Origin of the sequence: Klebsiella sp. D5A, assembly GCF_001620885.1 — a bacterium.
Lineage (GTDB): Bacteria > Pseudomonadota > Gammaproteobacteria > Enterobacterales > Enterobacteriaceae > Klebsiella > Klebsiella variicola.
Genome location: NZ_LOAR01000004.1, coordinates 161,459 through 186,429, shown reverse-complemented (window position 1 = coordinate 186,429; position 24,971 = coordinate 161,459). Strand labels below are relative to the sequence as shown.

20 protein-coding genes are annotated in these 24,971 nt (G+C 42.1%); 18 read left to right on the top strand and 2 right to left on the bottom strand.

Annotated elements, in window-relative coordinates; translation table 11 throughout:
- Positions 1 to 19 precede the first annotated feature (19 nt).
- The 17 genes from AS136_RS06810 to ugd all read left to right on the top strand — a co-directional run bounded on the left by AS136_RS06810 (position 20) and on the right by ugd (position 20,522).
- Positions 20 to 1,153 carry a polysaccharide export protein gene (locus AS136_RS06810; protein ID WP_032736007.1) on the top strand — a complete coding sequence of 378 codons (1,134 nt, stop codon included), beginning with the start codon at positions 20 to 22 and terminating at the stop codon, positions 1,151 to 1,153.
- Positions 1,154 to 1,155: 2 nt separating this feature from the next.
- The gene (locus AS136_RS06805; protein ID WP_022631322.1) at positions 1,156 to 1,590 is read left to right on the top strand and encodes an arsenate reductase/protein-tyrosine-phosphatase family protein; all 435 of its coding nucleotides are present in this window, start codon (positions 1,156 to 1,158) and stop codon (positions 1,588 to 1,590) included.
- 15 nt (positions 1,591 to 1,605) lie between these two features.
- Positions 1,606 to 3,768: a polysaccharide biosynthesis tyrosine autokinase gene (locus AS136_RS06800; RefSeq protein WP_063266720.1), complete on the top strand. Its 2,163-nt coding sequence runs from the start codon at positions 1,606 to 1,608 to the stop codon at positions 3,766 to 3,768.
- Positions 3,769 to 3,877: 109 nt separating this feature from the next.
- Positions 3,878 to 5,305 carry an undecaprenyl-phosphate galactose phosphotransferase WbaP gene (wbaP, locus tag AS136_RS06795; protein ID WP_032736199.1) on the top strand — a complete coding sequence of 476 codons (1,428 nt, stop codon included), beginning with the start codon at positions 3,878 to 3,880 and terminating at the stop codon, positions 5,303 to 5,305.
- 59 nt (positions 5,306 to 5,364) lie between these two features.
- The gene (locus tag AS136_RS06790; RefSeq protein ID WP_063266719.1) at positions 5,365 to 6,474 is read left to right on the top strand and encodes a glycosyltransferase; all 1,110 of its coding nucleotides are present in this window, start codon (positions 5,365 to 5,367) and stop codon (positions 6,472 to 6,474) included.
- Positions 6,464 to 7,351, top strand: coding sequence for a glycosyltransferase family 2 protein (locus tag AS136_RS26460; protein WP_074158339.1), 888 nt, complete (start codon positions 6,464 to 6,466; stop codon positions 7,349 to 7,351). The genes AS136_RS06790 and AS136_RS26460 overlap by 11 nt, the downstream gene beginning before the upstream one ends.
- 195 nt (positions 7,352 to 7,546) lie before the next feature.
- Positions 7,547 to 8,986: an MOP flippase family protein gene (locus tag AS136_RS06785; protein WP_063266718.1), complete on the top strand. Its 1,440-nt coding sequence runs from the start codon at positions 7,547 to 7,549 to the stop codon at positions 8,984 to 8,986.
- A 21-nt stretch (positions 8,987 to 9,007) separates the two neighbouring features.
- Positions 9,008 to 9,856, top strand: a complete 849-nt coding sequence (locus tag AS136_RS26455) for a glycosyltransferase family 2 protein (RefSeq protein ID WP_227502248.1) — start codon at positions 9,008 to 9,010, stop codon at positions 9,854 to 9,856.
- Positions 9,857 to 9,874: 18 nt separating this feature from the next.
- A complete protein-coding gene (locus AS136_RS26450; protein ID WP_072001791.1) occupies positions 9,875 to 10,651 on the top strand; it encodes a glycosyltransferase domain-containing protein in 777 nt (258 codons plus the stop codon).
- Positions 10,652 to 10,662: 11 nt separating this feature from the next.
- Entirely contained in the window at positions 10,663 to 11,703 is a 1,041-nt protein-coding gene (locus AS136_RS06780) for an EpsG family protein (protein ID WP_050484436.1), read from the top strand.
- Positions 11,704 to 11,829: 126 nt separating this feature from the next.
- Positions 11,830 to 13,839 carry a hypothetical protein gene (locus tag AS136_RS28125; protein WP_124063978.1) on the top strand — a complete coding sequence of 670 codons (2,010 nt, stop codon included), beginning with the start codon at positions 11,830 to 11,832 and terminating at the stop codon, positions 13,837 to 13,839.
- 256 nt (positions 13,840 to 14,095) lie between these two features.
- Positions 14,096 to 15,502 (top strand): NADP-dependent phosphogluconate dehydrogenase, encoded by a 1,407-nt coding sequence (gene gndA, locus AS136_RS06770; RefSeq protein ID WP_000043542.1) that lies wholly within the window; start codon positions 14,096 to 14,098, stop codon positions 15,500 to 15,502.
- Between the two features lie 221 nt (positions 15,503 to 15,723).
- Complete coding sequence (gene rfbB, locus AS136_RS06765; RefSeq protein ID WP_063266716.1) at positions 15,724 to 16,788, top strand: dTDP-glucose 4,6-dehydratase; 1,065 nt, start codon at positions 15,724 to 15,726, stop codon at positions 16,786 to 16,788.
- A gap of 26 nt (positions 16,789 to 16,814) precedes the next feature.
- Positions 16,815 to 17,684, top strand: coding sequence for a glucose-1-phosphate thymidylyltransferase RfbA (gene rfbA / locus AS136_RS06760; RefSeq protein WP_032735999.1), 870 nt, complete (start codon positions 16,815 to 16,817; stop codon positions 17,682 to 17,684).
- A gap of 31 nt (positions 17,685 to 17,715) precedes the next feature.
- Positions 17,716 to 18,606, top strand: coding sequence for a dTDP-4-dehydrorhamnose reductase (gene rfbD / locus AS136_RS06755; RefSeq protein ID WP_004206787.1), 891 nt, complete (start codon positions 17,716 to 17,718; stop codon positions 18,604 to 18,606).
- A gap of 14 nt (positions 18,607 to 18,620) precedes the next feature.
- Positions 18,621 to 19,175 carry a dTDP-4-dehydrorhamnose 3,5-epimerase gene (gene rfbC, locus AS136_RS06750; RefSeq protein ID WP_023297948.1) on the top strand — a complete coding sequence of 185 codons (555 nt, stop codon included), beginning with the start codon at positions 18,621 to 18,623 and terminating at the stop codon, positions 19,173 to 19,175.
- A gap of 180 nt (positions 19,176 to 19,355) precedes the next feature.
- Positions 19,356 to 20,522 carry a UDP-glucose 6-dehydrogenase gene (gene ugd, locus AS136_RS06745; protein WP_000704907.1) on the top strand — a complete coding sequence of 389 codons (1,167 nt, stop codon included), beginning with the start codon at positions 19,356 to 19,358 and terminating at the stop codon, positions 20,520 to 20,522.
- A gap of 422 nt (positions 20,523 to 20,944) precedes the next feature.
- Here the strand turns inward: ugd and AS136_RS28120 are convergent, their stop codons facing one another.
- Positions 20,945 to 21,067, bottom strand: a complete 123-nt coding sequence (locus AS136_RS28120) for a small membrane protein (protein WP_004144151.1) — start codon at positions 21,065 to 21,067, stop codon at positions 20,945 to 20,947.
- Between the two features lie 399 nt (positions 21,068 to 21,466).
- The gene (locus AS136_RS06740) at positions 21,467 to 22,471 is read right to left on the bottom strand and encodes an NAD-dependent epimerase (protein ID WP_008804104.1); all 1,005 of its coding nucleotides are present in this window, start codon (positions 22,469 to 22,471) and stop codon (positions 21,467 to 21,469) included.
- A 1,077-nt stretch (positions 22,472 to 23,548) separates the two neighbouring features.
- On the opposite strand from AS136_RS06740, the gene AS136_RS06735 reads away from it, so the two are divergent.
- The gene (locus AS136_RS06735; RefSeq protein ID WP_004180506.1) at positions 23,549 to 24,964 is read left to right on the top strand and encodes a mannose-1-phosphate guanylyltransferase/mannose-6-phosphate isomerase; all 1,416 of its coding nucleotides are present in this window, start codon (positions 23,549 to 23,551) and stop codon (positions 24,962 to 24,964) included.
- Positions 24,965 to 24,971 lie beyond the last annotated feature (7 nt).

The following is a 24,971-nucleotide window of genomic DNA, read 5'->3' as shown; positions in this document are numbered from 1 at the left end:
TTACTGATGATGTGACATTATGAAGAAAAAACTTGTTAGATTTTCGGCATTAGCATTGGCGATTGGTTTTTTATCGGGTTGTACAATCATCCCTGGTCAGGGATTAAACAGTCTGCGCAAGAACGTAGTTGAGCTGCCGGACAGCGATTACGATCTGGATAAGCTGGTCAATGTGTACCCAATGACACCTGGCTTGATCGATAAACTGCGCCCGGAAAGCGTACTGGCACGTTCTAACCCTCAATTAGATAGTTTGCTCCGAAGTTATGAATATCGCATTGGAGTGGGCGATGTATTGATGGTTACTGTTTGGGATCACCCGGAACTAACCACACCTGCAGGCCAGTACCGTAGTGCCAGCGACACCGGTAACTGGGTTAATTCAGACGGTACCATTTTCTATCCTTATATTGGTAAGGTACAGGTAGCGGGTAAAACACTCGCTCAGGTGCGTCAGGATATTGCGAGCCGTTTGACCACTTATATTGAAAGCCCACAAGTTGATGTTAGTATTGCCTCATTCCGCTCGCAAAAAGTGTATGTTACAGGAGAGGTTGCTAAGTCAGGCCAGCAACCAATTACTAATATTCCGTTAACAGTCATGGATGCGATCAATGCTGCTGGTGGGCTGGCACCGGATGCAGATTGGCGAAATGTTGTTCTAACCCATAATGGTAAAGATACTAAAATCTCATTATATGCATTAATGCAAAAGGGCGACTTAACGCAAAACCATATGCTCTATCCAGGAGACATCCTTTTTGTTCCTCGTAATGATGATCTTAAAGTTTTTGTGATGGGTGAAGTCGGTAAGCAGAGCACGATGAAGATGGATCGAAGTGGCATGACTCTTGCTGAAGCATTGGGTAATGCTGAAGGTATGTCTCAAGCTTTCAGCGATGCAACAGGTGTTTTTGTAATACGCCAATTAAAAAATGATAAGACCGGTAAAATTGCAAATATTTATCAATTGAATGCTCAAGATGCTTCAGCCATGGTGCTTGGTACTGAATTCCAATTACAACCTTATGATATTGTATACGTCACTACAGCACCATTGGTTCGCTGGAATCGTGTAATATCACAATTAGTTCCTACAATCACAGGGGTTCATGATATTACAGAAACTGTGAAGTACGTTAAGGATATGTGATTATGTTTGATTCGATACTTGTTGTTTGTACGGGAAATATCTGTCGTTCGCCGATCGGCGAGCGTTTGCTGAGGACATTATTGCCAAATAAAAAGATAGATTCAGCGGGTACAAACGCTTTAATTGATCATGCTGCCGATGATAGTGCAATAAGAATTTCTGAAAGCCATGGTCTTTCTTTAGATGGCCATCGAGGTAAACAGTTTACCCAGACACTTGGGAGACAATATGATTTAATTTTGGTTATGGAAAAACACCATATCGAGCAGGTATGCCATAGTGGTCCAGAATTGCGCGGAAAAACCATGCTTTTCGCTCACTGGATGAATCAGCGTGATATTCCAGACCCATATCGAAAAAGTGATGAGGCATTTGTATCTGTCTATAAACTTATTGAACAGGCTGGAATGCTTTGGGCCCAAAAATTAAATGCATAATTCAGGAATAGACGCATGCCATCAGTTATAAACAAGAATTCCCTTAAAGAAAAAGATGAGATTGATTTAGGACGCCTGATCGGTGAATTTATAGATCATCGAAAGCTTATTATTTCTGTGACCTCACTTTTCACTCTTTTAGCATTGCTGTATGCTGTTTTCGCAACACCGATATATCAGGCTGATGCATTAATACAGGTCGAGCAGAAACAAGCAAATGCAATTCTTAGTAATTTGAGTCAAATGTTGCCGGATAGTCAACCACAATCCGCCCCCGAAATAGCATTACTGCAATCCAGAATGATACTAGGGAAAACAGTTGATGATCTTAATTTACAAACGCGTATTAAGCAGAAATACTTCCCTTTAATTGGTAGAGGGTTTTCACGCTTATCTGGGGCAAAAAGTGGTATTGTAAGAATTTCTCGCTTGTATTTGCCTGATAATGGAAAGGACGAATCTGACTTACTATTGACAGTAAAAGATTCGAATCATTACATTATATCAAATGATGATTTTGAAATTGAAGGCAAAGTTGGGGAATTATTGGATGAGAAGGGGATTTCTCTTAAAGTTGATGCGATAGATGCAATTCCTAATACTCAGTTTATTATAACATATGTAAGTCGTTTAAAAGCAATAACAGACTTACAAGAAAAACTGGCAGTAAATGACCAAGGCAAAGATACTGGCATACTAACAATATCTATGACAGGTGATAACCCACAGTTAATAGAACAAATTGTGGATAGCATTAGTGAGAATTATTTAGCTCAAAATATTGCAAGACAGGCCGCTCAAGATGCGAAAAGTTTAGATTTTTTAAGTAAACAGTTACCCCAAGTCCGCAGTGATTTAGATCAGGCGGAAGACAAACTTAATCAATATCGGAGACAAAGTGATTCAGTAGATTTATCGCTTGAAGCAAAGTCTGTTCTTGATCAAATTGTAAATGTCGATAATCAATTAAATGAACTAACATTCCGTGAGTCAGAAATATCACAGCTTTATACTAAGGAACATCCTACTTATAAGGCGTTGATGGAAAAAAGAAAAACTTTACAGGATGAGAAACTTAAACTTAACAAACGCGTTAGTGCAATGCCGGAAACACAGCAGGAAATACTTCGATTAAGTCGGGATGTTGAATCCGGTAGAGCTGTATATATGCAGTTGTTGAATAGGCAACAAGAATTAAATATTGCAAAATCAAGTGCCATTGGAAATGTTCGTATTATTGATAATGCAGTTACACAGCCAAAACCTGTAAAGCCTAAAAAAATAATAATTGTCCTCATAGGGATTTTTTTGGGAATAGTTGTATCTGCTGGAATTGTATTAATAAAAATTCTATTACGTCGTGGGATTGAAACGCCAGAACAATTAGAAGAACTTGGCATAAATGTATACGCTAGTATACCTGTAGCAGAAGCATTCGCCAGAAAAAATGTTAATGATAAAGGATGGGGTAACAGAAATTCTGAGCAAAGTCAGAGTTTCTTGGCGATAGAGAATCCCGCCGATCTTGCAATTGAGGCAATACGAGGTTTAAGGACAAGTTTGCATTTTGCGATGATGGAAGCTCGTAACAATGTGCTGATGATATCTGGTGCTAGCCCAAATGCAGGTAAGACTTTCGTCAGTTCTAATTTAGCAGCTATAATTGCCCAAACTGGCAAAAAAGTCATATTCATTGATACAGATATGAGGAAAGGATATACTCACAAACTTTTTAATGTTAAAAATGATAAAGGTCTTTCTGATATCTTGTCTGGTAAATCAGATATTAATGGTGCTGTTAGAGCTATAGAACAGGCGAATTTTGATTATATATCTAGAGGTGCTGTACCACCTAATCCTGCTGAGTTGTTAATGCATCGTCGCTTTGGTGAATTGCTCAATTGGGCTAGTGAAAGATATGATATAGTAGTACTTGACACACCACCTATCTTGGCTGTTACAGATGCTGCAATTATAGGTAATTATGCGGGCACGACATTATTAGTTGCCAGATTTGAATTAAATACCGCTAAAGAGATCGATATTAGTGTTAAGCGTTTTGAACAAACCGGTGTTAATGTCAAAGGATGTATTTTGAATGGTATTGTCAAAAAGGCAAGTAGCTATTATGGCTATGGTTATAATCATTATGGTTATTCCTATACCGATAAAAAATGACATATAAATATATTTAAGCGATTGCCAAGAGCATGAGGTTTTAGTGCTCTTGGGTTTTTGTATTATAAGTTCAATAAATTTAAACATTTTTATGATTAGAGAGGGGAATATGACGCTTCTCGTCAGAAATATTATAGTCAGTATAGCATTGGCTTTATCTGATTTTATCAGTTTCGTACTATCATTATATATTTCGTTAGGTATTTTGAAGTTAGCAATTACGGATTATGACAGATTTATTACTCACCAGGAAATAGACAGTTGGATAATACTTCATTGGCTTTTAGCTTGCTGTTGTGTTGCATGGTACTCGATGAGATTGCGTCACTATTTTTATCGAAAAACATTTTGGTTTGAACTTAAAGAAATTTTGAGAACATTAGTCATTTTTGCTGTAATAGAAATTGCAGTGATGGCATTTACCACATGGACATTTTCAAGATATATATGGGTACTAACATGGGTTTTCATAATGTTGTTACTCCCGCTAGCGAGAATGACAACAAAGCGAATACTTGACTCTTTCGGCTTATGGAGACGAGATACTTGGATAATAGGAAATGGATCCAATGCTCAAGAGGCATATAAAGCGATAAATAGTGAGCGTAACTTGGGTTTAGTAGTTGTTGGTTATATATCATCGGAGTCTGATGTCCCAAAGGGAGAAACTATTGGAAATATTCCAGTATTACCCAACAATCCTGATTGGTTGTCGACTGTAGATAAAAAAACGCAGTTCATTGTAGCAGTAGAGTCTAATCAAAGTGAAATGCGTAATAATTGGTTACGCAATTTTATGATAAAAGGATATCGCTACGTATCAGTTATCCCAACATTACGGGGTATGCCACTTGATAGCACTGATATGTCTTTCATTTTCAGCCATGAAGTCATGATTTTTCGTGTCCAACAAAACCTTGCAAAGTTGTCCTCTCGGATCCTTAAGCGAATTTTTGATATAATTGGTTCTATTTCAATTATAATAATATTATCGCCATTATTACTTTATATTAGTCTAAAAGTAAAAAAAGATGGTGGACCAGCAATTTATGGTCATGAGCGTATAGGGAAAGGCGGGGTATCATTTAAATGCCTAAAATTTAGATCCATGGTTATGAATTCAAAAGAAGTTCTTGAGGAATTATTAATTCGAGACCCTATGGCAAAAAAAGAGTGGGATGAAACATTTAAATTAAAGAATGATCCAAGAGTAACCAAGATCGGTGGCGTTTTAAGGCGTACTAGTTTAGATGAATTACCTCAATTGTTTAATGTTCTTAAAGGCGAGATGAGTTTAGTTGGGCCTAGACCAATAATTACAGCCGAATTAGAGAGATACAACGAAGAAGTCGATTATTATCTTTTAAGTAAGCCGGGAATGACTGGTTTATGGCAAGTAAGTGGGCGAAGTGATGTCGACTATGAAACAAGAGTATATTTAGATGCATGGTATGTTAAAAACTGGTCCATGTGGAATGATATCGCTATCCTTTTTAAAACTATTGGTGTTGTTTTGAAGAAAGATGGAGCATATTAACACTCAACAGTAGCTGATACAGATTTAAATACCATCATGGCAAAAGGAAGTCTTAGCAGATGAAAGTATTGCACATTGCTGAAACAGCGAAGGGCGGTGTAGGGACTATTATTAATTCTCTCATGGAAATGGATTCTATCGAAAGCAGTGTATTAGTACCTGATACGCAGTGTGAAATGATATTAACGGGAAAGAAATATTTATTTAACCGAACTGGAAGGAATGTAATTTCTCTTTTTAAGCTGGCATTGGAAAGTTTTAAGCTAATAAAGAAGAATAAGCCAGACGTGATTCATCTACACAGTACTTTTTCGGGGATGATTGTTAGATTTTTATATCTCATTCATATATTGAAAAAAAGTGATGTGACTATTGTTTATACTCCACATGCATTTTCATTTTTGATGAACGTTTCAGAATCTAGGAAAAAAATATATTCAATCATAGAAAAAATATTAACTAAAGTTACTGACTATATTGTATGCACTAGTCAATATGAGATGGACACAGCCATATTATATGGGATTAATAAAGGTAAGTTGAAGGTAATCTATAATGGAGTTAACGTACCAATTAAAGATGATGAAAATTTAAAAGAAGATTATCCATTAAGTGAAAATGCAGGGAAAATAAAAGTTTTATTTCTTGGTCGCTTTGATTATCAAAAAGGATATGATATTTTACTTGAGTTAATTAAGATATTGGACGTCAACAAATTTGAGTTTGATATAATAGGGGACTCTGTTACTGGTGAAGCGATTATCTTGACCAAGGAAAATGTAAAATATCATGGTTGGTTAAATCATCGTCAATTAAAGGTTTTCTTTAAAGAAGCTGATTTTTTAGTTATGCCAAGTAGATGGGAATCATTTGGATTAGTTGCAGTTGAGGCGCAATCATATGGTTTACCTGTATTAGCCAATAACTGTAGTTCTTTGCCGGAAGTTGTCGATAATAATAATACTGGCATATTGCTTGATTTCTCTAATATCAAAGCTGTTGCAAGTTTTATTTCTATAAAAGATAAGACTTTCTGGAACTCAAAGAGACGCGCTTGTATAAAATTTGTTGAAGATACATTTCTTATCGAAAAAATGAAATTACAATATTTTTCTTTGTATATGAATGAGTTTGATTATAAAGAAGGTCGAGGTAGTAATGGAAAATAAAACTGTATCAGCAATTATTGTTACTTATAATCCAGATGTTGATGTCCTTACGACATTAATTGAAGGGCTTGAAGAACAAATAAGTAACATAATTGTGGTCGATAATTTTTCACAAAATGTTTCAGCAATAGAAAAAATTAACAAAGAGTTTAAATTTATTAAACTAGATAAAAATATAGGATTGGCTTCCGCACAAAATATAGGTATAAGGGAAGCTTTTAATTACAGCACTCACATTGTAATATTTGATCAAGATAGTGAAATTTCTGTTGATTTCGTTGCTAACCAACTTAAGTGTGAATCTTTATTATTAAGTAAAGGTATTAAAGTTTCTGCTGTTGGTCCAAAGTTTTATGATAAGGATAGTGGATATGAATATCCTGCTACTGTTTATAAAGGACCATTTATTAAAAAAATTCCTGTAGTTGATGAACCTGTAGAAGCGACATTTGTTATTGCATCAGGCTCATTGATGCGAACAGAAGTTTTAAAAGATGTTGGTTTAATGTTAGATGATTTTTTCATTGACTTTGTTGATGTAGAGTGGTGTCTGCGAGCTAGCTCTAAAGGATATAAATGTTTTATAAATCCTTATGAAACTATGAAACATTCAATTGGCGACCTCAGAATTGATGTATTTGGTAGAAAGATTTCTTTACATTCGGATTTTAGGAAGTTCTATATATATCGTAATGGGGTATATATGACAAGGCTTGGGTATGTTCCAGCAGGTTATAAAATTCGTGTGTTTGTATTTAATTTGATAAGGACATGTATTGGCTTAGTCTTAAGTAAACAAAAAAGCAAAACTATCAAAGCATCCGTCAAAGGATGGATTAATGGTGTGGGTAGATTTAATAAAAAGAGCCCACTATAAAATCATCATCTATATTTAGTGAATTCATTATTAAGGCCAATCATTATAAAAATCATTGTATTTGGTGTTTTAGATATGTTCATTAAGATGCATTGATTGGCAATACACAATTTAGTTGTCGCGCATTTATATCTTTCATTAAAAACTATAAATGTTAATGACTTAAATTATTATAATTATATTCATTGAGGGGTTATGGGGATTTTATCTAACACAAAATGGGTTGCGGTTTCTCAACTATTCAAAATTGGCGTACAACTATTAAACATCGTTGTATTAGCTAGATTGATCCCTCCGAGTGAGTATGGCCTAATGGCAATGGCTCTTGTTGTTACAAATTTTGCAACGTTAGTAAGAGACCTAGGTACGTCTGCCGCAATTATTCAACGTAAGGATTTGTCGAACCGAACTATCAATGCTATTTTTTGGCTAAATGTGAGTATGGGCGTGGGGATCGGAGTCATAATTGTTATCTTATCTCCATTTATATCATTTCTTTTCCATCAAGAAAAATTAATAACAGTATTATGTCTTCTAGCAATAAGTTTTCCTTTAGCAAGTTCATCATCATCACATTTAGCCCTTCTTGAGCGAGATTCGAAATTTAGGTCTATAGCTTTTATTGAAATAACATCATCTGCTACTGCAGTAATTTTGGCAATTACGTTGGCGTATATGAATTGGGGAGTGTATAGTCTTGTTATTCAAGCGATAACATTAGCATGCATGTCGACTTTTCAATTATGGTATAAGTCCAAGTGGCGTCCTAATGTAAGTAAGATATTTGATTTTGATGAAATCAAAGGTTTATTAGGTTTTAGTGGTAATTTAACTCTTTTTAATTTTATCAATTATTTTTCAAGAAATGCTGATAGTATGATTATCGGGCATTATATGAGTTCTGCTATTTTGGGGGCTTATTCATTAGCATATAGGGTAATGCTTTTTCCGATCCAGAATTTAACATTTGTTATTACAAGAGCTTTGTTCCCTGTATTTAGTACATATCAAGAAGATAATGTTAAGTTAAAAGAAACATATTTGAATACCTTGTATTATATATTAATGCTTGTTTTACCCTTAATGATTGGTTTAATGGCATTAAATGAACCTTTCGTAAAATTAGTTTTCGGTGACAAATGGAATCAAACAGCTTTTATTTTATCATGGCTAGCGCCTACAGGAATTATTCAAGCTGTGCTAAGTACATCAGGCACTATTTTCATGGCAAAAGCAAAAACAAATATGCTTATGAAGTTAGGCATTATTGGAGCTATTCTCCAAGTGGGTGCGTTTATAATTGGAGCTCATTTTGATATCATCACTTTTGCAAAATTGTATTTCTTTGCTAACGTCATTAATTTTTTCCCAGTAATGTTAAGTGTAATGTATTGTATAAACGGTAATTTGATAGATATTTTTAAGAAAATATATCCTCTTTTAATATGCGCTATCGTGTTATTTTACATAATAACTCATTTAATTTTAAGGGTTTCTTATTTTGCGAATATTGATAGTCTTTTGAAGTTATTTACCGTAAGCATATTTTCAGCCGTGGTTTATATAATTATGGTTTTTGTTGTAAACCCAAAATTATGCTTGTCCATAATTCGTAAATATAATGGGAATCAATGATGTGGTATGAGAGGTAATGTAATGGTCGATAATTTGATCCTTGTCGTGTTATATAATAAAAAAATTGAAGACAGCGCTACCTTGATGAGTTTATTAGCGTGTAATAGTGTAATAAACTCGAAAGTCATTGTTTGGAACAATGGTCCTAATACTATATCTTTGAATGATTTCCATGAAAAATTTGAAGATCATGGATATCAGTTTGAGTATGTTGAGGCTTTAAATAACTCTTCATTAGCGATGATTTATAATAATGTATTAAACATTCCTGCAACTAGGTACATTATCCTTGACCATGACTCAACCCTCAACGACGAGTATTTAAGTGATATTGTCCATATTTCCTCAAATGAAGTTGGAATGCCCAAAATTTACTCAGGGGATACCTTGGTTAATCCCTGTGTAAATATGTTACCTATTTTCAATTTATCAAAAGTATTACCGGGTCAACTCGTAACTACGATCGGGAGTGGATTAGTTATTGGGAATGGTATAGCATCATCTATAAGAAATGAATTTGGTGATGTTTTTGATGAGCGATTTATGCTCTATGGTGTTGACACTACTTTCTGTTACAGATTACATAATCTTCATAAGAAAAATGTGGTAAAAATTATCAACGGGTTCGAACACTCATTATCTCGTCTTGAAAGTAATATTGAGTCTAAAGAAACGTTAATGTTCAGGAAAAAAGAACGCAGTTGTGATTTAGGTCTTAGAATTAGATTCTATAAAAATGGGCGTTTTAAAGAACTAACCTCTTTGCTATTAAGTTTTTGTAAAAGGTTTGTTTTAAGAAGAAAACAACAATATTCTTTATATATTGTTTTCTATTGCTTATTTACTGGTGCGCATATTAGGAAAAATTAATTATATAGGGTGAGTCTAATGGATAAAATAGTTGTTTATACCGCAGTTACAGGTAGCTATGACGATTTGCAACCTGTTTGCTGTGTGGAGTCTTGTTTTGACTATATTTGTTTTACCGATTACGATTTCAGCGGGAAAGTCCCTTCTCCTTGGAAGCATATACGTCTACCAAAATCATCTTTAGATAATAAAGATATTGCTCGGTATTGTAAGCTTAATCCTCATAAATTGCTTCCTATGTATGCAAGTAGTATTTGGATTGATGGGAATATTTCTATTAAATGTGAAATTGCTAATTTAGCGAAGGATATATTAGCTTCATCAGATGTTGCATCATACCAGCATTGGTGGCGTGATGCGACTGAACAAGAGTTTTATGAATGCGCTAGGTATGGTTTTGATTTTGCATGGCAATTAAAATCCCAACTGCAACGATATTATAAAGAAGGTTATAGATCAGTTGATTTTTTCGAAAATAATGTAATATTTAGAAATCATATGAAGCAATCATTAATACTCATGCATGACATTTGGTGGAGTGAATATTTACAGGGTGGAAAAAGAGATCAGTACTCTTTTACATATGCAGCGTATAAAGCTGGCGTACATATTAGATCATTAGGTATACATGATCCAAGAATTAATAAAATCTATTTTGATTATTTTCAACATGCTAAAAAACGTCCATTTAAACAGACTATTATTAAGATAATCAATCGCATATACATATTTGCTACTCAATGGCGAGTTTCAGAACCAAAAAGAGAGAATGCTTTAGCCAAAAAAAGTAAATAATCAGGGTGTTTATGAACAATAATATTATACGTTATGTAATAGGTTTTTCCTGTGTTTTTTTACTTTCAGTTGCAGCTGGGCTGAGGGTTTTTGGTATAGACAGGGATTATTACCAATATGTGTATTTTTACAATTCAATCTCACATAACGATTTAAGTAATTTACCTAATTTAGAAATTGGTTTTTTTTATATCGCTAAAATCAACGCATTGTTAGGCGGTAGTTTAAACACTTTTTTTATATTATATGCTTTTCTGGCGATATCTATAAAGCTCTTTGGCATATATAAAGCTTCGCCTTCACCGTTATTAAGTTTTCTATATTATCTTGGGGGGTTTTATTTTTTGCATGAGATGATGCAGATAAGGATAGGACTTGCTGGTGCTTTTATTTTCCTTTCTTTTTATTATCTAACTAATAATGATAAAAAAAGATTTCTGTTATTTACTTTCATTGGTCTTTTGTTTCACTATTCTGTTCTTATGTCATTGTTTATGATTTTTATTTCTGGCAAGAAAAAAGCTGGTATTCTATATTTGATTTTTCCGGTAAGTGCATTGGTCTTTAGTCTTTTTAATTCTTTTCTTTCAAATATATTAGACTCTATATTAATATATTTCCCTGCTTTTATTTATGCTAAAGTATCAATGTATATATATACTCAGGAGAACTATGGTGCGAATAGAGCTTTGATTATTTATGGGTTTGGTGCTGTATTTATTTATGTTACTATGTTTTTTTTATGGTTTAGATTAAGGAATGCCAAGCTCGATGAATATTATGTTCGTCTAAATTTCCTTATAAAATCAACTTCACTAGTTTTAACTATATCTTTATTTCTATCTTTTAATATTGAGTTGTCAAATCGATTCTATTCTTACTTAGGCTTGCTTTGTTTCTGCTTGTTGCCGGCTTATGTTATTAATGAATTCAAACAAAAAATAATAGTAATTCTGATTCTATTAATAGTTCCTTTAAAGCAATTTTACACTAGTTACAATGAACTATTAGCAAATGAAAAAGATGCTATATATAATAATATTCGATATTGAGTCTTTGTTATTAACGTTTTATTAATTATGGTTTCCAATGCCATGGTAAGTAAAATTGGTTATACTATTAATGCTATTAAATAAATTTATTTAGGGGCATCCATGAATAGATCAAGAAGACTACTTATGAGAGGTATTGGTTACCTAACTTTGTTTCCTTTTTTTTCTTTATTTTCTAAAAAAGTATCCTCTGCTCCGAATGAATTAACTGAAAAAGTTAAAAATAGAGAGGTTAAGAAGGATGAGAGTGAATTACCTAATCAGATTTCCTGTTTGGAGGATATTTATAGTTTTGTTCCCAGAATTGATGGGCAGCTAATAACATTAAAACATGCAATAAAAAGTGGGCCATTACTAAATAGCCAACTTTTTTATGATAAAGACGATACGGTAAGTACGTCTGATGGATATTCCGTTTTTGTCAGCCATGACAAATTGAGATGGAAAGCTGATGTATCTAATGGAGTAGATGTAAGACTAGCGGGTTTGCTCTCAGATGGGTCTAATCTTGGCAGTTGTATTAATAAAATAATTCTCGGTGAAATTGCCAAAGTTAAAGCTGGAAAATCTATATTTGAATGTGTTACTACGATTTATATCCCCGCAAAGTTTGATGGGCGTGCGAACCCTAATTACATATTGGATGAACCAATAGTACTTCCTTCTTTTTTTTGTTTGAAAACAAATGGATTTGTTTATATCTCAGTTCCAGATAATATTAGTTATGCTATAAAAGTCACTAATGATATTCTTGACTTTTCAACTAATACACTTGATAAGTCACCTACTGATATTCAAGGATGTAAAACTTTTGATGCAGGTGGGGGCCGTTTTGTATTTAGTGGTTCTGGAAGTCATAATTCAACAACTGGTTTGTATATTGGAAACCAGCGCAAACATAGTTTTGCTGTAAGGGATTTGCTTATTAATGATATTACCCTTCAGTATTTCGAAAATGGAATTGAGTTTGCACCTAATAATAATTTTATTAATACATTTGATAAAATCAATGTTGTAATGTGCAAATATGGATTTTTAGTTTCAGCTGTTAACTCAGTTAGTGCTGGTGAAAAAATAGTATTTAATGATTGTGTCTTCGGTAATAATGACATAGCTCATTTTCGTCTCTCTGCTCAAGTAAATTACTATATTATTAACTGTTCTTTAGATTATACAGGGCAGCATGTTTTTTTTATAGACGAAACATGTGCCCTATCAAGGCTTATTATCGACAAGGGACATATAGAAGGCGTTCCGCAATATTTAGTTTATTGTCCCAAAAAACTCCCATTACCTTTAAAAATCCAATTCCGTGACGTCATGCTTTACATGAATGGTGCAATTTATAACTCAATGCGTCAATTGATCTTTTCACCAGAAGGTAATTGCCATATAATTTTCGATGGCTGCGATTGGACCTTCATCAATTATTATGAACACTCTCCATATATTTCGCTTGCAGGTTATAGTGATGAAACCGATATTAATAATAGAATTGTAATTAATAATCCACTGCCTAGGGTTACAGGTTTAAGATCAAATTGTATTTTACCACAATATAAAAGTAGTTTATTGGGTGCTATTCCCATTTCTCATGCAAAAAAGGGCGCATCCGCTCTGAATAAGTTCATTGATTCTTCTAATGTTATATTTATAAGTGAAACATCCGATGTCGAAATTATCTACGGTGATATAGATGATGACAATGCTCAAATTATTGAAGTGATTTCTTATGCAAATGATACAGTCGTAGACTTAATTAGCGCATTTTATCATTCTGGTTCTATTGGATCATTTTGGAGTGGTGGTTGCTCTATAGAATTGGTTGACGTTAAATCAAAGCATTGCAATATGTTTTTTATTATTGATTCATATAATGAGAACTATAAAAAAGTTATTAATTTAGATGAATACAAAGATGCTAAAAATAATATTGTAGAGTCCTATTTTTCCGACGTTATTGATTTAAATAAGATATTTTCTACTGCTAAGTATGCAAAAAAACACTCTGGTTTTATAGGTGTTTGGCAAAGTGTTAATCAGTCAAAATGTGCGATAACCTTTCAGCCCAAAATTCGCATTCAAGATTTTAAAGGGAAAATCAGAGTTAAATTGCCTGTTTTTTGGTGTGAGTGAATTTATTTTTGAATTGTTTTTGTTTCAGTAAAAACCTGAAATATTCATAATGGTGTTTTTATCGTTCGTTTACTTTCATGTGAGTTTTTCTTTGAGCACGTACTTTTATTCTAAATAAAGCTTTAATTTCAACTTTATCTCAAAATGATGATTTTCATTTTGCTATGCTAATTACTTTCTTTGCGCTAAAATATACATCACATTTACATTTCAGCTGCGAACATGTCGCAGTGACCACACCTGACAGGAGTATGTAATGTCCAAGCAACAGATCGGGGTTGTCGGTATGGCCGTGATGGGGCGTAACCTTGCGCTGAACATCGAAAGCCGCGGTTATACCGTCTCCGTTTTCAACCGCTCCCGTGAAAAGACCGAAGAAGTGATTGCCGAAAACCCAGGCAAGAAACTGGTTCCTTACTACACAGTACAAGAGTTTGTTGAATCCCTCGAAACACCACGTCGTATCCTGTTGATGGTGAAGGCCGGGGCTGGCACCGACAGCGCTATCGATTCCCTGAAGCCTTACCTCGACAAAGGCGACATCATCATTGATGGCGGCAACACCTTCTTCCAGGACACCATCCGCCGTAACCGTGAACTGTCTGCCGAAGGTTTTAACTTTATCGGTACCGGTGTTTCCGGTGGTGAAGAGGGGGCTCTGAAAGGGCCTTCCATCATGCCTGGTGGCCAGAAAGAAGCCTATGAGCTGGTCGCTCCGATTCTGAAGCAGATTGCTGCGGTTGCTGAAGACGGTGAGCCATGTGTGACCTATATCGGTGCTGATGGCGCTGGCCATTATGTGAAGATGGTTCATAACGGCATCGAGTATGGTGACATGCAGTTGATTGCTGAAGCCTATGCGCTGTTAAAAGGCGGTCTGGCACTTTCCAACGAAGAGCTGGCGCAAACCTTCACCGAATGGAACGAAGGTGAACTGAGCAGCTACCTGATCGATATTACCAAAGATATCTTCACCAAGAAGGATGAAGAAGGTAAGTACCTCGTTGATGTCATTCTTGATGAAGCTGCAAACAAAGGTACCGGCAAGTGGACCAGCCAGAGCTCACTGGATCTTGGCGAACCTCTGTCTCTGATCACCGAGTCCGTGTTTGCTCGCTATATTTCTTCGCTGAAAGACCAGCGTGTAGCCGCATCGAAAGTGCTGAGTGGTCCGCAGGCTCAACCGGCCGGTGATAAAGCGGAATTTATCGAAAAAGTGCGTCGCGCGTTGTACCTCGGTAAAATCGTTTCCTATGCTCAGGGCTTCTCCCAGCTGCGTGCTGCTTCCGATGAATACAACTGGGATCTGAACTACGGCGAAATCGCTAAGATTTTCCGCGCTGGCTGTATCATTCGTGCGCAGTTCCTGCAGAAGATCACCGATGCTTATGCGCAAAACGCTGGCATTGCTAACCTCCTGCTGGCGCCGTACTTCAAACAGATCGCTGATGACTATCAGCAAGCGCTACGTGATGTCGTGGCTTATGCCGTGCAGAATGGTATTCCGGTACCGACGTTCTCTGCCGCAATTGCCTACTACGACAGCTACCGTTCCGCAGTTCTGCCAGCTAACCTGATTCAGGCTCAACGTGATTACTTTGGTGCGCACACCTATAAGCGTACTGATAAGGAAGGCGTTTTCCATACTGAGTGGTTAGATTAATATTTATCTTATTAGACCTCCTGAAATTTTTTGGAGGTCTAATGTTAAAGTACATATATAATCAAGTTCTTTCTGACAAATAGCGGAAAATTAAGAATTTCGCTATTTGTTTTTAAAGTGTTCCTTCGATATTATCCCCATAAAATTACATCTCAAACATTTAATATAGAGATGTATGCAATTATTTTCTTTTTGCATGAGTAATCAAAGGTAAATAAAATATGAAGATTCTTGTCACCGGTGGCGCAGGCTTTATCGGCTCTGCTGTAGTTCGTCATATCATTGAAAGTACTCTGGATGAAGTCCGCGTGATGGACTGCCTGACCTATGCCGGCAACCTTGAATCCCTGGCGCCGGTGGCCGGGAGCGAACGCTACTCGTTTTCCCAGATTGATATCACCGATGCCGCTGCTGTGGCAGCCCAGTTCAGCGAGTTTCGCCCGGATATCGTGATGCACCTGGCGGCAGAAAGTCATGTGGATCGCTCCATTGATGGCCCGGCCGCCTTCATCCAGACCAACGTGATCGGCACCTTCACTCTGCTGGAGGCGGCCCGTCACTACTGGTCTGAGCTTGGGGAAGCGCAGAAGCAGGCCTTCCGTTTCCATCATATCTCCACCGATGAGGTGTACGGCGATCTGCATGGCACCGATGACCTGTTCACCGAAGAAACCCCGTACGCGCCGAGCAGCCCGTACTCCGCCTCCAAAGCGGGCAGCGACCATTTGGTTCGCGCCTGGAACCGCACCTACGGTCTGCCGGTGGTGGTGACCAACTGCTCCAACAACTATGGTCCGTATCACTTCCCGGAGAAACTAATCCCGCTGACCATCCTCAACGCCCTGGCGGGTAAACCGCTGCCGGTATATGGCAACGGGGAGCAGATCCGTGACTGGCTGTATGTTGAGGACCATGCCCGTGCGCTGTACAAAGTGGCGACCGAAGGCAAGAGCGGCGAGACCTACAATATCGGCGGTCATAACGAGCGTAAAAATATCGATGTGGTGCGCACCATCTGCGCCATTCTCGACAAGGTGGTGGCGCAGAAGCCGGGTAACATCACTCATTTCGCAGACCTGATCACTTTTGTCACCGACCGTCCTGGACATGACCTACGTTATGCCATTGATGCCGCGAAAATTCAGCGCGATCTGGGCTGGGTACCACAGGAGACGTTCGAGAGCGGGATTGAAAAAACCGTGCACTGGTATCTGAACAACCAGACCTGGTGGCAGCGCGTGCTGGACGGCTCCTATGCCGGCGAGCGTCTGGGCCTCAATAACTGATATCTGACTGATTAAGGAATAGATTTATGAAAGGTATTGTTCTGGCCGGCGGCTCCGGCACGCGTTTATATCCGATCACCCAGGGCGTCTCCAAGCAGCTGCTGCCTATCTACGACAAGCCGATGATTTTCTACCCGGTGTCCGTCCTGATGCTGGCGGGGATTCGCGACATCCTGATCATCTCCACCCCGGACGACATGCCCTCCTTCCAGCGCCTGCTGGGTGACGGGTCGCAGTTCGGGGTGAACTTCAGCTACGCTATCCAGCCGTCGCCGGACGGCCTGGCGCAGGCCTTTATCATTGGCGAGAAGTTCATCGGCAACGATGCCTGCGCCCTGGTGCTGGGGGATAATATCTACTTTGGCCAGAGCTTCGGTAAAAAGCTGGAAGCGGCAGCGGCGAAGACCTCCGGTGCCACGGTGTTTGGTTACCAGGTGCTGGATCCGGAGCGCTTCGGGGTGGTGGAGTTCGACGAGAACTTTAAGGCACTGTCCATCGAGGAGAAACCGCTGAAGCCGAAATCCGACTGGGCGGTGACCGGGCTCTACTTCTATGACAACAACGTGGTGGAGATGGCGAAGGACGTGAAGCCTTCTGAGCGCGGGGAACTTGAGATCACCACCCTGAACCAGATGTATCTGGAGCAAGGTGACCTGCATGTTGAACTGCTGGGGCGCGGTTTTGCCTGGCTGGACACGGGCACCCACGATAGCCTGATGGACGCATCACAGTTTATTCACACCATTGAGAAGCGCCAGGGGATGAAGGTCGCCTGCCTGGAAGAGATTGGTTACCGCAATCAGTGGCTGTCGGCGGAAGGGGTGGCGGCTCAGGCCGAACGCCTGAAGAAAACCGAGTACGGTGCTTATCTGAAGCGCCTGCTGAACGAGCGTTAATGCTTTCTCCGTCAACGACAGGATACAGAGAATGAAGATTTTACTGATTGGCAAGAATGGCCAGGTGGGCTGGGAGCTCCAGCGTTCACTGTCCACCCTCGGCGACGTGGTCGCGGTGGACTACTTTGATAAAGAGCTGTGCGGCGATCTGACGAATCTGGAAGGCATCGCGCAGACCGTGCGTACCGTCCGCCCGGACGTGGTGGTGAATGCCGCCGCGCACACGGCAGTGGACAAGGCCGAAAGCGAGCGGGAGCTCTCCGACCTGCTGAACGACAAAGGGGTGGCGGTGCTGGCGGCAGAGTCGGCGAAGCTGGGTGCCCTGATGGTGCATTATTCCACGGACTATGTGTTCGACGGCGCCGGCAGCCATTATCGCCGGGAAGATGAAGCAACCGGCCCGCTGAACGTCTACGGTGAAACCAAACGCGCCGGTGAACTGGCGCTGGAGCAGGGCAACCCGCGTCATCTGATTTTCCGTACCAGCTGGGTGTATGCCACCCGCGGCGCCAACTTTGCCAAAACCATGCTCCGCCTGGCGGGTGAGAAAGAGACGCTCTCCATCATTGACGACCAGCACGGGGCGCCCACCGGCGCTGAGCTGCTGGCAGACTGCACGGCGACGGCAATCCGTGAAACGCTGCGTAATCCGGCGCTGGCCGGCACCTATCATCTGGTGGCCAGCGGCGAGACCAGCTGGTGCGACTACGCCCGCTATGTGTTTGAGGTGGCGAGGGCGCACGGTGCAGAGCTGGCGATCCAGGAAGTGAAGGGCATTCCGACGACGGCCTATCCGACGCCAGCGAAGCGTCCGCTCAACTCACGCCTGTCGAATGAAAAATTCCAGCAGGCATTTGGGGTGACTCTCCCGGACTGGCGTCAGGGTGTGGCTCGCGTGGTAACGGAAGTTCTGGGCAAATAAACGGGTAGTAAAAGATGAACATTATTAAAACAGATATTCCTGACGTGCTGATTTTTGAACCGCGCGTGTTTGGTGATGCGCGAGGTTTCTTCTTTGAGAGCTTCAGCAGCAAGGTGTTTAATGAGGCGGTGGGCCGCCAGGTGGATTTTGTTCAGGACAACCACTCCCAGTCCCAGAAAGGCGTATTGCGTGGGTTGCACTATCAGCTGGATCCGCACGCCCAGGGCAAACTGGTCCGCTGTGTGGAAGGTGAGGTATTTGACGTGGCGGTGGATATCCGTCGTTCATCGCCAACCTTTGGCAAATGGGTAGGAGCAGTGCTCAGCGCAGAGAATAAACGTCAGCTGTGGATCCCGGAAGGGTTCGCCCACGGGTTTATGGCGCTGAGCGACACGGTGCAGTTTGTCTACAAGGCGACGAACTACTACGCGCCGCAGTCAGAACGGAGCATCATCTGGAACGATCCGGAGATCGGGATTGACTGGCCGGCGCTGAGCGATTGCGCGCTCTCGCTGTCGGAGAAAGATCTGCAGGCACATACTCTTGCCACTGCAGAAGTATATAAATAATTAGGTTGTTTTTTCCTAAAATGGCGGGTTCCAGATGGAACTCGTCATGTTTCTTCGTTAACAAGCCGGGTCAACCGACCGACTTGACTTACCTTCCTTCTCAGCGTAAAACCGCCAACAGCATTATTTAAATTCGTGGCTATCCGCCATTACCCAGTTAACTGATTAAAGTGTAATCGAATGAAAATTACTATTTCCGGTACAGGTTATGTTGGTTTATCGAACGGTGTCCTGATTGCGCAAAACCACGAAGTGGTTGCTCTGGATATCGTACAGGCCAAAGTGGATATGCTTAACCAGAAGATCTCTCCGATTGTGGATAAAGAGATTCAGGAATATCTGGCAGAAAAACCGTTAAATTTCCGTGCCACCACGGACAAGCACGACGCCTATCGTAATGCCGACTACGTGATTATTGCGACGCCGACCGATTACGATCCCAAAACCAACTACTTCAACACCTCTACGGTGGAAGCGGTTATTCGCGATGTCACTGAGATCAACCCGAACGCGGTGATGATCATTAAATCGACCATCCCTGTGGGGTTCACCCGCGACATCAAAGAACGTTTAGGGATTGATAATGTTATTTTCTCTCCTGAGTTCCTGCGTGAAGGCCGTGCGCTGTACGACAACCTGCACCCGTCGCGCATTGTCATTGGTGAGCGCTCTGCGCGTGCCGAGCGTTTCGCAGACCTGCTGAAAGAAGGCGCGATTAAGCAGGATATCCCGACCCTGTTTACCGACTCCACTGAAGCAGAAGCGATCAAACTGTTCGCGAACACCTATCTGGCGCTGCGTGTTGCCTATTTCAATGAGCTCGACAGCTATGCTGAAAGCCAGGGGCTGAACAGCAAGCAGATTATCGAAGGGGTATGCCTGGATCCGCGTATCGGCAACCACTACAACAACCCGTCCTTTGGCTATGGCGGCTACTGCCTGCCGAAAGATACCAAGCAGCTGCTGGCGAACTACGAATCGGTCCCGAACAATATCATCGCGGCTATCGTGGATGCTAACCGTACCCGTAAAGACTTTATCGCGGATTCTATTCTCGCCCGTAAGCCGAAAGTGGTGGGTGTGTATCGCCTGATCATGAAGAGTGGTTCGGACAACTTCCGTGCCTCTTCTATTCAGGGCATTATGAAGCGCATCAAGGCGAAAGGTATTCCGGTTATTATCTATGAACCGGTGATGCAGGAAGATGAGTTCTTTAACTCCCGCGTCGTGCGCGATCTGGATGCCTTCAAACAAGAGGCGGATGTGATCATTTCTAACCGTATGGCGGAAGAGCTGGCGGATGTGGCGGACAAGGTATACACCCGCGATCTGTTTGGTAACGATTAATTCTGCCTGTCTGACACTGGCGGTTCCCTGCCGCCAGTATGCTTCTTTATCTCCCCGCTATATCCCTCACTACGCGTGTTTCTCGCGCATTCAGATTAACCTCAATAAATTGTGATGGACATTACGATCCTGCTCAAAAGCCGTTGCGGGTTGAAAACAGGTCCGATAAGTTAAACTTACCTTGTGAAGAGCTACCGTCACTGTGATGTAGATGCCGGAGATAAGCGCCGGGAGGTAAAACAAAGCCTGCAACGCAGGCTTTTGTTATTTATGCCCTATGGAAATATGATGAACAGGGCGCGATTAACACTATTTTTTCTTGCCTTAATGCCACGCCAAAACGCAGAATGAACGCTCATTCTGTAATATCATTTTTTTATCTCTTAATGTTATCTTAATCTAATTGCAATACGGAGCGGTTCTTACCACTTGCGTTTATTAAACGTCAGTTTCGTTTTCTTTCTGTCTTTTAAATAAGAAATCAAGAAATAAACGGAAACAGCAAGTAGTATGGCAGCCACCACTAAGAAAAATAGGTTTTCCATAATATCTACCACAGGGCTTATGTTGATTGAATTATTAGTTTGATAAGCAATGCACCAGTTTTGCTCTGTTGCATGGCTTGCTCTAACATATCCTGGATTTAGGAAAATTCCTACAGAGAGTAATGTTTTTGCTCAATCAGCATATAATGCTGTTTCCACTCACCAAATTGGGATGGATAACAGAAAAGTTTGAGTGCCTGGCGCGCGGATATTTGCTTTTTTGAAAAAGGCTGGATGAAACTGGTTTCAGGCAGGCGAGAAAAAAGGCAAAAATACCGTCTATAGCACAAAACATTATATATAAAACAATGAATGTGCATTCAGTCGACATATAGTCAGGATAACGGAGGTTCCATAGAAGAGATTGCCGCAACCTGACGATTGCGGCAGGGCAGGGGATTAGATCTGATAGTAATCCTTATACCACTCGACGAAGTTCTTCACGCCTTCCTTCACTGACGTCTGCGGCTTGAAACCCACCAGGTCATATAGCGGTTGGGTGTCTGCGCTGGTGTCCAGCACATCGCCCGGCTGGATCGGCATCATATTCTTCTTCGCTTCCATCCCCAGCGCCTCTTCCAGGGCGGTAATGTAGTCCATCAGTTCCACTGGCGAGCTGTTGCCAATGTTATAGACCCGATACGGCGCGGAACTGGTGGCCGGTGAACCGCTCTCAACGGTCCAGTCGGCATTGGCCTGCGGGATCACATCCTGAACGCGCACCACCGCCTCGACGATGTCGTCGATATAGGTAAAGTCGCGCTTCATTTTGCCGTAGTTGTAGACGTCAATACTTTTCCCTTCCAGCATCGCTTTCGTGAACTTGAACAGCGCCATATCCGGGCGGCCCCAGGGGCCATAGACCGTAAAGAAGCGCAGCCCGGTGGTCGGGATGCTGTACAGATGGGAATAGGTATGCGCCATCAGCTCATTGGCTTTCTTGGTGGCGGCATACAGGGAGACCGGATGATCGACGGAATCTTCGGTGGAGAACGGCATTTTACGGTTGAGGCCGTAAACCGAGCTGGAGGAGGCGTACACCAGGTGTTTCACTTTGGTATGGCGGCAGCCTTCCAGAATATTCAGATAACCCATCAGGTTAGCGTCCGCATAGGCATACGGATTTTCCAGCGAGTAACGCACACCGGCCTGGGCGGCCAGGTGGATCACGCGATCAAATTGCTCTGCGGCGAACAGCTTTGCCATACCTTCCCGGTCGGCCAGATCCAGCTGCTGGAAATGGAATGCCGGAGATGCCAGGCGATCCAGACGGGCCTGCTTCAGGCTGACGTCATAATAGTCGTTCATGTTGTCGATCCCGACAACATCATGCCCTTCATTCAGCAGGCGCTGCGCGATATGAAAGCCGATAAAACCTGCGGCACCAGTGACCAAAAACTTCATATTTTTCCTCCGGGGTGTGGATATCCCGTTCTACATAAGTGCCGATTTTACACTGGCTTGCGGTTGGGATCACTTGCTTTGCCGCGGCATCTCCGCCAGACGTGAGGTGAAGGACGTTTTTTCTGGCAAAATAACCGTGGCAAAAGGTGATAAATAACAATGTTTCTCATTTGACTGTTAGCCTCCGAATAATAACCTTGTGACTTGTCAGCGGTTTAGCGATTTGTGGCTAAACACAAAGGCAACAAATACCCATTGAGCCCGGCATAAGTTTGTTTAAAGTTATATTTTTTGTGCCCGGTTTATTTATCAAACGGGCTAAAAGTGCGCAATGATGGCTTTCTTTTCTTCATGGATATCAACAAATTGCACTTTTTTTGCTTGTTTAATGAATGTTTATGGTGTGTGTCATTTGAGTAATCCATTAATCAGTAGGCTTTTTTATTTTTATTCCCGCCGACCAGCGCTATAATCTGCGCACGATTTTCTTTGTGGAATGTGCAGTGTAGAGGCATGAGTCGTTTATCCCACCTATCGGAACATAGCGCCGTTGTTGTGTGCACAGGGCCATCAAGCCTGAATGCGCGTGGTCTCCCTGGCGGCGAAGACGATGTCTCTTCTTATCTTTCCCCACGTCGTAAACGCTCCTTTCTGACGGTTGCCAGCATCGGCTGGGCGCCCGTTGCGCTTTTTTCGGTGGCGATAAGGGCATGCGTTTTGCCCTGCGTAAATGAGAAAGTCCTGATGGTTAACCCGGCGGCAAATGCGGAAAGTGTGGTGCGTTTGGCGGCCAGGTGAGGGAAGATGCATGTTAAAAGCAGAGATATGCCTGAAGGTATATCTCTGCTTTTAGGTTTTCAGGACACGCGTTCCGCCAGGCTGTCATTGTAGCCGCTGACTGAACGATCTGCCGACAGCCTGAAGCGAAAGAGGGTGGCGCTTAGCCTGGAGCACGGGAGCAGTACGCATTTTGGTTGCGACAGCCAATGGCGGTAGCGTGCCTCAAAAAGGCCACGCCACCTGACGGTCGATTGATTGATAGTAAAATAAAGCAATTATTTATTTAAGGATTTCATTATGTTACTTCCTGTAATTATGGCTGGTGGTACCGGCAGTCGTCTCTGGCCGATGTCTCGCGAGCTTTACCCGAAACAGTTCCTCCGGCTGTTCGGGCAGAACTCCATGCTGCAGGAAACCATCACCCGACTCTCGGGCCTTGAAATCCATGAACCGATGGTCATCTGTAACGAAGAGCACCGCTTCCTGGTGGCCGAACAGCTGCGTCAGCTCAACAAGCTGTCCAACAACATTATTCTTGAGCCGGTCGGGCGCAACACCGCCCCGGCCATCGCCCTGGCGGCCCTCCAGGCCACCCGCCATGGCGACGACCCGCTGATGCTGGTCCTCGCCGCCGACCATATCATCAATAACCAGCCGGTCTTCCACGACGCCATCCGCGTCGCCGAGCAGTATGCCGATGAAGGCCATCTGGTCACCTTCGGTATCGTGCCGAACGCCCCGGAAACCGGCTACGGTTACATCCAGCGCGGCGTGGCCCTCACCGACAGCGCCCACACCCCGTACCAGGTGGCCCGCTTCGTGGAGAAGCCGGACCGCGAGCGCGCCGAGGCCTACCTCGCCTCCGGGGAGTACTACTGGAACAGCGGCATGTTTATGTTCCGCGCCAAAAAATACCTCTCCGAGCTGGCCAAATTCCGCCCGGATATCCTCGAAGCCTGCCAGGCCGCGGTCAATGCCGCCGACAACGGCAGCGACTTCATCAGCATTCCGCATGACATTTTCTGCGAGTGCCCGGACGAGTCCGTGGACTACGCGGTGATGGAGAAAACCGCCGACGCGGTGGTGGTCGGTCTCGATGCCGACTGGAGCGACGTTGGCTCCTGGTCCGCCCTGTGGGAGGTCAGCCCGAAAGACGAGCAGGGCAACGTCCTCAGCGGTGACGCGTGGGTGCACAACAGCGAAAACTGCTACATCAACAGCGACGAGAAGCTGGTGGCGGCCATCGGCGTGGAGAACCTGGTGATTGTCAGCACCAAGGACGCGGTGCTGGTGATGAACCGCGAGCGTTCCCAGGACGTGAAGAAGGCGGTCGAGTTCCTCAAGCAGAACCAGCGCAGCGAGTACAAGCGCCACCGCGAGATTTACCGTCCCTGGGGCCGCTGCGACGTGGTGGTCCAGACCCCGCGCTTCAACGTCAACCGCATCACCGTGAAACCGGGCGGCGCCTTCTCGATGCAGATGCACCACCACCGCGCCGAGCACTGGGTCATTCTCGCCGGCACCGGCCAGGTGACGGTCAACGGCAAGCAGTTCCTGCTGACCGAGAACCAGTCCACCTTTATTCCGATTGGCGCCGAGCACAGCCTGGAAAACCCGGGCCGTATTCCGCTGGAAGTGCTGGAGATCCAGTCGGGGTCGTACCTCGGCGAGGACGACATTATTCGTATTAAAGACCAGTATGGTCGTTGCTAATTTTTTC

Excerpts from the sequence above, each read along its gene's own strand:
- AS136_RS28120 (WP_004144151.1), bottom strand. The coding sequence starts at position 21,067 with ATGGAAAACCTATTTTTCTTAGTGGTGGCTGCCATACTACTTGCTGTT.
- AS136_RS06810 (WP_032736007.1), top strand. The coding sequence starts at position 20 with ATGAAGAAAAAACTTGTTAGATTTTCGGCATTAGCATTGGCGATTGGT.
- rfbB (WP_063266716.1), top strand. The coding sequence starts at position 15,724 with ATGAAGATTCTTGTCACCGGTGGCGCAGGCTTTATCGGCTCTGCTGTA.
- AS136_RS26460 (WP_074158339.1), top strand. The coding sequence starts at position 6,464 with ATGGAAAATAAAACTGTATCAGCAATTATTGTTACTTATAATCCAGAT.
- AS136_RS06800 (WP_063266720.1), top strand. The coding sequence starts at position 1,606 with ATGCCATCAGTTATAAACAAGAATTCCCTTAAAGAAAAAGATGAGATT.
- AS136_RS06740 (WP_008804104.1), bottom strand. The coding sequence starts at position 22,471 with ATGAAGTTTTTGGTCACTGGTGCCGCAGGTTTTATCGGCTTTCATATC.
- AS136_RS26450 (WP_072001791.1), top strand. The coding sequence starts at position 9,875 with ATGGATAAAATAGTTGTTTATACCGCAGTTACAGGTAGCTATGACGAT.
- wbaP (WP_032736199.1), top strand. The coding sequence starts at position 3,878 with ATGACGCTTCTCGTCAGAAATATTATAGTCAGTATAGCATTGGCTTTA.
- AS136_RS06790 (WP_063266719.1), top strand. The coding sequence starts at position 5,365 with ATGAAAGTATTGCACATTGCTGAAACAGCGAAGGGCGGTGTAGGGACT.
- rfbA (WP_032735999.1), top strand. The coding sequence starts at position 16,815 with ATGAAAGGTATTGTTCTGGCCGGCGGCTCCGGCACGCGTTTATATCCG.
- AS136_RS06780 (WP_050484436.1), top strand. The coding sequence starts at position 10,663 with ATGAACAATAATATTATACGTTATGTAATAGGTTTTTCCTGTGTTTTT.
- rfbC (WP_023297948.1), top strand. The coding sequence starts at position 18,621 with ATGAACATTATTAAAACAGATATTCCTGACGTGCTGATTTTTGAACCG.
- AS136_RS28125 (WP_124063978.1), top strand. The coding sequence starts at position 11,830 with ATGAGAGGTATTGGTTACCTAACTTTGTTTCCTTTTTTTTCTTTATTT.
- gndA (WP_000043542.1), top strand. The coding sequence starts at position 14,096 with ATGTCCAAGCAACAGATCGGGGTTGTCGGTATGGCCGTGATGGGGCGT.
- AS136_RS06735 (WP_004180506.1), top strand. The coding sequence starts at position 23,549 with ATGTTACTTCCTGTAATTATGGCTGGTGGTACCGGCAGTCGTCTCTGG.
- AS136_RS06785 (WP_063266718.1), top strand. The coding sequence starts at position 7,547 with ATGGGGATTTTATCTAACACAAAATGGGTTGCGGTTTCTCAACTATTC.
- AS136_RS26455 (WP_227502248.1), top strand. The coding sequence starts at position 9,008 with ATGGTCGATAATTTGATCCTTGTCGTGTTATATAATAAAAAAATTGAA.
- ugd (WP_000704907.1), top strand. The coding sequence starts at position 19,356 with ATGAAAATTACTATTTCCGGTACAGGTTATGTTGGTTTATCGAACGGT.
- rfbD (WP_004206787.1), top strand. The coding sequence starts at position 17,716 with ATGAAGATTTTACTGATTGGCAAGAATGGCCAGGTGGGCTGGGAGCTC.
- AS136_RS06805 (WP_022631322.1), top strand. The coding sequence starts at position 1,156 with ATGTTTGATTCGATACTTGTTGTTTGTACGGGAAATATCTGTCGTTCG.